Annotated in this window: 6 protein-coding genes; 3 read left to right on the plus strand and 3 right to left on the minus strand. The window is 31.9% G+C overall.

Annotated features, from left to right (window positions below; translation table 11 throughout):
* Positions 1-68: 68 nt before the first annotated feature.
* Positions 69-2,231 (minus strand): tetratricopeptide repeat-containing sensor histidine kinase, encoded by a 2,163-nt coding sequence (locus LY08_RS09250; protein ID WP_111660167.1) that lies wholly within the window; start codon positions 2,229-2,231, stop codon positions 69-71.
* Between the two features lie 204 nt (positions 2,232-2,435).
* On the opposite strand from LY08_RS09250, the gene LY08_RS09255 reads away from it, so the two are divergent.
* Entirely contained in the window at positions 2,436-3,449 is a 1,014-nt protein-coding gene (locus LY08_RS09255; RefSeq protein ID WP_111660179.1) for an SIMPL domain-containing protein, read from the plus strand.
* A gap of 68 nt (positions 3,450-3,517) precedes the next feature.
* On the opposite strand, the gene LY08_RS09260 is transcribed toward LY08_RS09255, so the two are convergent.
* Positions 3,518-4,528: a PorP/SprF family type IX secretion system membrane protein gene (locus LY08_RS09260; RefSeq protein WP_111660168.1), complete on the minus strand. Its 1,011-nt coding sequence runs from the start codon at positions 4,526-4,528 to the stop codon at positions 3,518-3,520.
* 256 nt (positions 4,529-4,784) lie between these two features.
* On the opposite strand from LY08_RS09260, the gene LY08_RS09265 reads away from it, so the two are divergent.
* Positions 4,785-5,687, plus strand: a complete 903-nt coding sequence (locus tag LY08_RS09265; RefSeq protein WP_111660169.1) for a NifU family protein — start codon at positions 4,785-4,787, stop codon at positions 5,685-5,687.
* A gap of 119 nt (positions 5,688-5,806) precedes the next feature.
* A complete protein-coding gene (locus LY08_RS09270; protein WP_111660170.1) occupies positions 5,807-6,007 on the plus strand; it encodes a dodecin family protein in 201 nt (66 codons plus the stop codon).
* An 81-nt stretch (positions 6,008-6,088) separates the two neighbouring features.
* On the opposite strand, the gene LY08_RS13640 is transcribed toward LY08_RS09270, so the two are convergent.
* The coding region (locus tag LY08_RS13640) for a T9SS type B sorting domain-containing protein (RefSeq protein WP_146603208.1) at positions 6,089-7,417 on the minus strand (1,329 nt) is incomplete at its 5' end.

The following is a 7,417-nucleotide window of genomic DNA, read 5'->3' on the forward strand; positions in this document are numbered from 1 at the left end:
GGAATGTAATTGTTAATATACTTTTTATAGATATGCTTCGACTGCGCTCAGCATGACAAATTTATTTTTTAATCCTTTTTCAAAGTCACCACAACCTTGGTCCCAACATCACCTTGGTTTCCGTTATCATCAATAAAGACATCTACTTTATCTTTATACATTTCATTTAAAATAGACACCCGTTTTTTAATGTTTCCTAACCCTTTAGAGTTGTGTTTTTGTTGATTTTCGGTCTTTAAACTTTTTGATTTTTTTCGTCCTATTCCGTTATCTGCAATTGTAATTTCAATTTCGCCAATACGCTTTTTGGAGATTGAAATAGCTAACAATCCTTTTTCTTCTTTGTAACGCAACCCATGCCACACTGCATTTTCTATATAAGGCTGCAGTAACATTGGTGGTATTTTATAGGCGTCTACATCTATAGTATTATCAACCTCAATGGTATAATCAAACTTATCTTTAAATCTAAAATGCTCTAATTTGGTATATAATTCTATTAATTCTATCTCTTTCTCTAAGGGAATAAAATCTTCTTCAGAGTTTTCTAAAACTGCTCGCATAAGCTTTGAAAAATCTGATAGATATTTGTTAGCTGTTCGCTCGTCATTAGTAGCTATAAAACTGTTTACAGAGTTTAATGCATTGAAAATAAAATGCGGATTCATTTGACTACGTAAAGATTTTAAAGCCAATAAATTATTTGCTAACTTTTGCTGTTTGATGTATTTATACATTAAGTGGGCGGTTAATGCTAATAGCAATAAGCCTCCAATTAAAGAATAGATAATCAGTTGTTGGCGTTTGTTTTTCTCGTCAGACAATTCGACTTGACTCAAGGTTAACTTTCTGTCTGTTTCTAAAGAGTTTATTCTGTTTTGCTTTTCTGCAATACGCTTGTTAAACCTGGCTGCTTGTGCTATTTCTTGTTCCTTTTTATTATATAACTCATCTACTGTTTTGGTGTATTCTTCAAAAGCCAAACGTGCTTTATCAATATTTCCTGCTTCCAAATACACATCAGATATTTTTTTAGTAGCATCTTTTTTGACTATTAAATCTTCACGTTTATCTGCTTCAGCAATACTTTTTTCTAAATAAGGAATGGCTTCCTCATAATCTTTTTGAAGATAATATGCATTACCAATTTTATAGTTTTGTTTTTGTTTGGTTATAGCACTTTCGTTATCAATAATAGAATCTTTTTCTATAGCATCAATATCTTTAATAATCTCTTTTCTGGTTTGTATTTCTGCATCATACGAGCGGTTTACATTCTGAAAATCCGCAAATTTCACCTTCTGCTCGACCTCTCTAGTTTTATTTTCTTTAGCAGCTAAAACTACTGAGTTTTCCAGTAAGTCTTCAGCCATTTCTTTTTCTCCTTCTTCATTATAAACCTCACCTAATTTAGAGTTTAAATCTGTTATTTTTGACTGAATATTATTTACTGTTGCAACTTTTAATCCTTCTTTGTAAGCGGTTGTTGCTTTTTTATTTTGGTTGGTTTTAACGTACACATCACCCAACCCTTCTTGTCTCAATACATTTTGCCAGTTAGATAAACTTTCTGATTTTAAACTGTTGTAAATTGCTAAACTTTCTTGATAATTTTTATTATTATAATAGGCTTTTGCTAATTTTAAATTAACATCGTTAGACTTTACATTGTTTAGACTTATTCTGTAATTGGTAACTGCTAAATCATACTGTTTCCAATGCATATAGACATCTGCTAACACTTCAAAAGCTTCTGCATTTTGTTTAACAGAGGTGCTTTTAGGTATACTTTCTGTTATAAATTGAATACTTTTTTCAGCAGAAATTTTCTTGTAGAACAAAGCAGAATCTATAGCACTTTCAAAGCTGTTTTCTTTGGCTTTATTTTTATAAATGTAAGATCTATCTACAAGAGGCTCTACTTCTACTCTTATATCCTCATCAGATTTTACTTTATAATAAATAGTTTCAAAATCTTTGTGACTTATCATAATCTCGTCACCTATTCTAACATCAATTCTAAACTCTCCACCAATATTGGTACTAGTATAAGAGCCACCATTTACTTGTATATTAACATCTGAAATTGGGTCGTTATTATCACTTTCTCTCACCAATCCTTTAACGGTAAATGTTTCACTTTTTGAATCATTTAACTGTTCTTGTGCGTACAATGATTGTTGCACAAAAAGACATATAAAAAGTGTAAATAGTAACTGTAGGTGTTTCATTTATAAAATTCTAAAACATAAACTTACGCACTTTAAATCATTAAATAAAATGAGATTTTCTTATTTAAGCATTAAAATAAAAGCAAATAGTGGGCTTTACTCATTTACAATACAACCACACTCATTTATATAAATAGTTCCCTCATTTTGAGTTTTGTTTTAAATAAGATGCTTCTAGGTTTACCAAAACAAAATTTAAAAAACATGAAACACACAACATTCGCTTATCTATTTTTTTTACTCACTTTTAGTGTTCAAGCACAACATAAAGGTAATTATAATGAAGGCATTTCTAGGCAAAATATTGCTACTGGAAATGCAATAGTTTATGGACATTCTCCTAAACATGCGACTCCTAATTTAACTCCAAGTAGCACCATTATTATAGATGTTAGAGCATTGCAAAATGTAAGAGCTAGTTCTTACACTGCTATTTTTAATGTCTCGCAAATTGGTAAAACTGCAGATTCTACCAATCTATTAATGAATAATCGTATAAATGCAATTAAAAAAGAATTAGCACAGTACGGAATTTTAGAAAAAGATATTGTTATTGATGTGATTTCGTTTGTACCAGTTTATGAAGTAGAAGTCACTAAAAAGCTATTTAGTAAAACCTACACTGAAGTCCCAAAGGGTTTTGAATTACAACAGAATATCCACATCCAATTTACCAAAACACAACAGTTTGAAAACATATTAACTGCATGTGCTAAAAATGAAATTTATAACCTGGTAAAAGTGGATTATTTTATTGAAAACATTGCAGAGGTCTATAAAAATTTACAAACTAAATTATTAGCGCTTATAGCAGAAAAAAAAGAGTATTATAATATTTTAGGCTTTAACCTTAAAGATTATAATGCTATAATGGCTGATCAGAAATATTGTTATTTCCCAAAAGATTTTTATCAAAACTATCAAGCCTATAATAGTATCTCATTTCAGGCTTTAAAACAAGACAAAGGAGTTACCGAAGCTAAAAAACAAACCTCTTATTATTACCAACCTTTATCTTATGAAAATTATGATATAGTCGTTAATCCATCCATATTAGAACCTGTGGTACAAATAGGAATGGAAATAAAATTACACTTTACACCAAAGCCAAAAGAGCAAGAAGTAAAACCTGAAGTTAAAACAGAAATTAAGCACAAATACTATGTCATTTCTCCAGATGGAAGTATTGATGTCAAAGAGTTAAAGACTGATAATTAAGAAAAAAGTTATATCCATAAAAAAAGCCTCGCAAATTGCGAGGCTTTTTTTATGAATTTATTTTATGATTAGTTTACTGCTGGACAGTTACAGCTATATCTAGCTTTACCACAATTAAAGTTATATCCTAAGGTTAATTGATGGAATCCACCATTGTTAAATACCACAGAATTTGCTTGGTAACTGTACGTATACGCAAACACAAAATTATTAACTTCAACACCCAATATAGGTGTAATGTATTGTAATTTTTGACTACTTACACCAGATCCATCAACAAACTCCGCTCCATCTAAAGATCGTCTGTAAGATAACCCTCCCCAGATTTTACCAAAATCAACTGTTTTGTAAGCTTTTAAGTTAATGTCAAAAGAAGCTTCTTCTGTAGCATCTCTGTACATAAACATTGCAGATGGTTCAAAGCTCCAATCACTTCCATACTTACTAAAAGTATTACCTACAGATAATAAGTAAGTTCTTAAATTATCATAACTTAAACCTTGTTCGTTAAAGTTTATACCATCATTTTTAAGTAAATTTTTTACAGTTGCATGAGCATAAAAATTGTATAAAAAATATGAAAACCCTAAGTCTACATTAAAATTTGTAGCAGATTGTTCAATCCCAGCTATAATTGGGTCAAAACCATCAGCTAAAAAACTAGTCTCGTCTAATTTGTATTGTATAGCACCAGCACTTAAACCAAATGATAATTGATTTAAATCTGTTTCACTTCTAGAAAACATTAAGTGGTATCCGTAAGTAAAATAAGCTCCTGTTTGAGAGTGGTATCCATTTTTGTCGCTGTAGACAATTGCTCCTATACCAGATTGAGAGTCTCCAACTCTACCATTAATACTAGCAGTTATTAATTTTGGTGCATTATCATCTCCAAACCATTGTTGTCTACCTGTAATCCTAAGCTTTGCACAATTTGCTGCACCAGCCATAGAGGGATGTATCAAGTATAAATTATCTGATAGGTAATCTGAATAAATAGGTAATCCTTCTTGGGCTGTAGAAAATTGAGCACTAAATAAGGCTACAATTGTTATTAAAAATATGTTCTTTAATCTCATAATCTCTTATTTCGAGGTAGACTGGTCAAAAACAGCTAGGCTGTCAGGTTAATAACTCTTTTTTTAATTAAAAATTATAACCAAGTTTCAAATATATAAATTTACAACTTATAAATTCAATCCTAAAAGTTAAAGCTTTCAAGATAAAAATGTTTTATCAGAAAAACTAAAATAATTAAATATTGAAGTTTTTATAAAGCTCAAATATAATAGATATCTATACTTTTCTTTAGTATTTTTGCAAAAAAATAGTGAGATGAATAATTTTAAAGTTTCAATTCAAGAAACCTCAAACCCAACCATAATTAAATTTGAACTTAATCAATTTATTACTCAGCATCAGAGCTTTGAATTTAATAATATTGATGATGCTAAAGATTCACCATTAGCTCAACAATTGTTTTATTTACCTTTTGTGAAAAAGGTGTATATCTCAAGTAACTTTATTGCTATTGAACGTTTTAATATTGTTGAATGGAATGATGTTAAATCTGAAGTAGCTGAACAGATAGAATCTTACTTAAACGAAGGTGGTACAGTTGTAAATGACACAGCCGAACACAAAAAAATTGCAGTTACCGTTTACACGGAAAGCACGCCAAATCCTGCTGTTTTAAAATTTGTAGCCAACAAAAAACTAGTTACAGCTTCTTATGAGTTTACCTCAATTGAAACAGCAAAACCTTCACCTATGGCGACAGCTTTATTTCATTTTCCATTCGTAAAAAGTATCTTTTTTGACGAAAACTATGTCTCTATTACAAAATATGATATTGCAGAATGGGATGATATTTCATTAGAGTTAAGAGAATTTATTAGATCTTATATTGAAGATGGTAAAGAGATTGTTTCTCCAAATGCACCAGAGGTTGTTGAGAAGTCAATAGAAAAAGTAGAAGCACATTTTGAAACACTAGATGACACTTCAAAACAAATAGTAAATATCTTAGAAGAATACGTTAAACCTGCAGTTGCTAGTGATGGTGGAAATATCCAATTTGAATCTTACGATGAAACTACTAAAACCGTGAAAGTAATTTTACAAGGTGCATGTAGTGGTTGTCCGTCCTCTACTTTTACTTTAAAAAACGGTATTGAAAACATGTTAAAAGAAATGCTAGCAGGTAAAGTAAATTCTGTAGTAGCAATAAATGGATAGTTTAAACTTTTAAAAGTGACACTTTAACTATTTTTCTTACACATTTAAAGTTTCTAATCCTTAGCTTTTACTTTAATATTCGTAATTTTAAGAAGAAACAATAATTTAAAACCACTATTATGGCAGTATTAAAAGTAATTGAAGTCTTATCCAATTCGGATAAAAGTTGGGAAGACGCGACAAAAAAAGCAGTAAAACAAGCTTCTAAAAGTGTAAACAACATCCGCTCTGTGTATGTCAAAGAACAAAGTGCTATTGTTAAAAATGATGAAGTCACTGAGTTTAGAGTAAACTTAAAACTAACTTTTGAAGTAAAATAACTATACTTCTTTATTACATTAAAAAAAGCCTAAACGTGTCGTTCAGGCTTTTTTTTGTTTAATTATTTTAACTGCTCTAACTTATCGTTTTAAGGTAAAGTGGGCTTTAAATTGCTTTTGTTGTGTTAAGTCGCTTGGTTCTTTATACTCTACTGTAAACCAATAGTCACTAGTTGGCATTGGGTTACCATTAAAGGTTCCATCCCATCCTGGACTGGTTGGACTTAACTGCTTTAATAACTTACCATAACGGTCAAAGATATAAATAACTGCATCTGGCTGGTTCTGGATTCCGTAGATGTTCCATGTGTCATTAAACCCATCATCGTTTGGTGTAAAAAAGTGTGGGTAGTCCATTACGGTTACTGCTATGCTGGTTTCTCCACATCCATTGATGTCTCTTACCGTTATTATATGATCGCCTCCTGCTACGTCTGTAAAGGTATAAGTATAGCTTCCGTCTGTATTTAATACACCTAACTCCCATACGCCATCATCTAAACTAAACTCGTAAGCTGAGACTCCGCTTCCGGTTGCTGTAACTAAAATGTTGTGGACGTCTGCAAAGGCTTCGGTAGTAACGTCCGCGTCTACCACTGGTGGCTCGCTTTCTTCTACTACTGTGCTGTCTGAGTTTTGACACATGGTCTGACTACTTGTAGTTACATCTGTAACAATTACGGTATAGTTTCCGCCTTGTGTTGGTATTAAACTGCTTCCGGTTTCTCCTGAAAGGGTAACACCTTCTAACAACCACTCAAAGGTATAGTCTGTACTGTTTAACCCTGTGTCAATTACTGGTGGATTAACCACTTCTGTTCCGTTAGTATTAATACATAGTAAATAGCTGTCGTCTATATCAAACTCTGGTAATGGATTGACTTGTAAGGTTAGCTCTGCGGTTTCATAACAGATAGAACTGTCTACCATGATTCCTGTACCATCATCTACCATCGTGTCGTTATCCACACGGACATAAATGACTTGTGGGTTGGTGGTGTTTTCATACAAGAATGGTATTGGATTGGTACCTGCATCTGCATCTGCTTGTGTTGCATAATAGCTAACAATATAGTTGGCTGGATCCTGTCCGTCTAGTACGTCTGGGTTTTGAGTTAATAAATCAAACTGAGCACTATCGTTGGTCGTATCGCCATCAGTTTCCATATTGTCATCACAAATCTCATATACAATTGGTACCATATCTGGATTGGCTTGTGCAGCTTCCTGAACTTCTATGTTAAAGCTGGTAGTTGTATCACAACCCGTTACTGTATTGGTAATATTTACATAAATGGTTTGTGGGTTACTGGTATTGGTATACGGACTGCTTAATGCATTGGTTGCAGTGTCTGCTTCGCCTTGTGTTTCGTGGTAGGTTACCGTGAATATACTTGGGTCTTGTCCGTT

Origin of the sequence: Olleya aquimaris (assembly GCF_003259525.1) — a bacterium.
Taxonomy (GTDB): domain Bacteria; phylum Bacteroidota; class Bacteroidia; order Flavobacteriales; family Flavobacteriaceae; genus Olleya; species Olleya aquimaris.

Bases quoted from the DNA above. Each gene is read 5' to 3' on its own strand.
- LY08_RS09250 (WP_111660167.1), bottom strand. From the start codon at position 2,231: ATGAAACACCTACAGTTACTATTTACACTTTTTATATGTCTTTTTGTG.
- LY08_RS09255 (WP_111660179.1), top strand. From the start codon at position 2,436: ATGAAACACACAACATTCGCTTATCTATTTTTTTTACTCACTTTTAGT.
- LY08_RS09260 (WP_111660168.1), bottom strand. From the start codon at position 4,528: ATGAGATTAAAGAACATATTTTTAATAACAATTGTAGCCTTATTTAGT.
- LY08_RS09265 (WP_111660169.1), top strand. From the start codon at position 4,785: ATGAATAATTTTAAAGTTTCAATTCAAGAAACCTCAAACCCAACCATA.
- LY08_RS09270 (WP_111660170.1), top strand. From the start codon at position 5,807: ATGGCAGTATTAAAAGTAATTGAAGTCTTATCCAATTCGGATAAAAGT.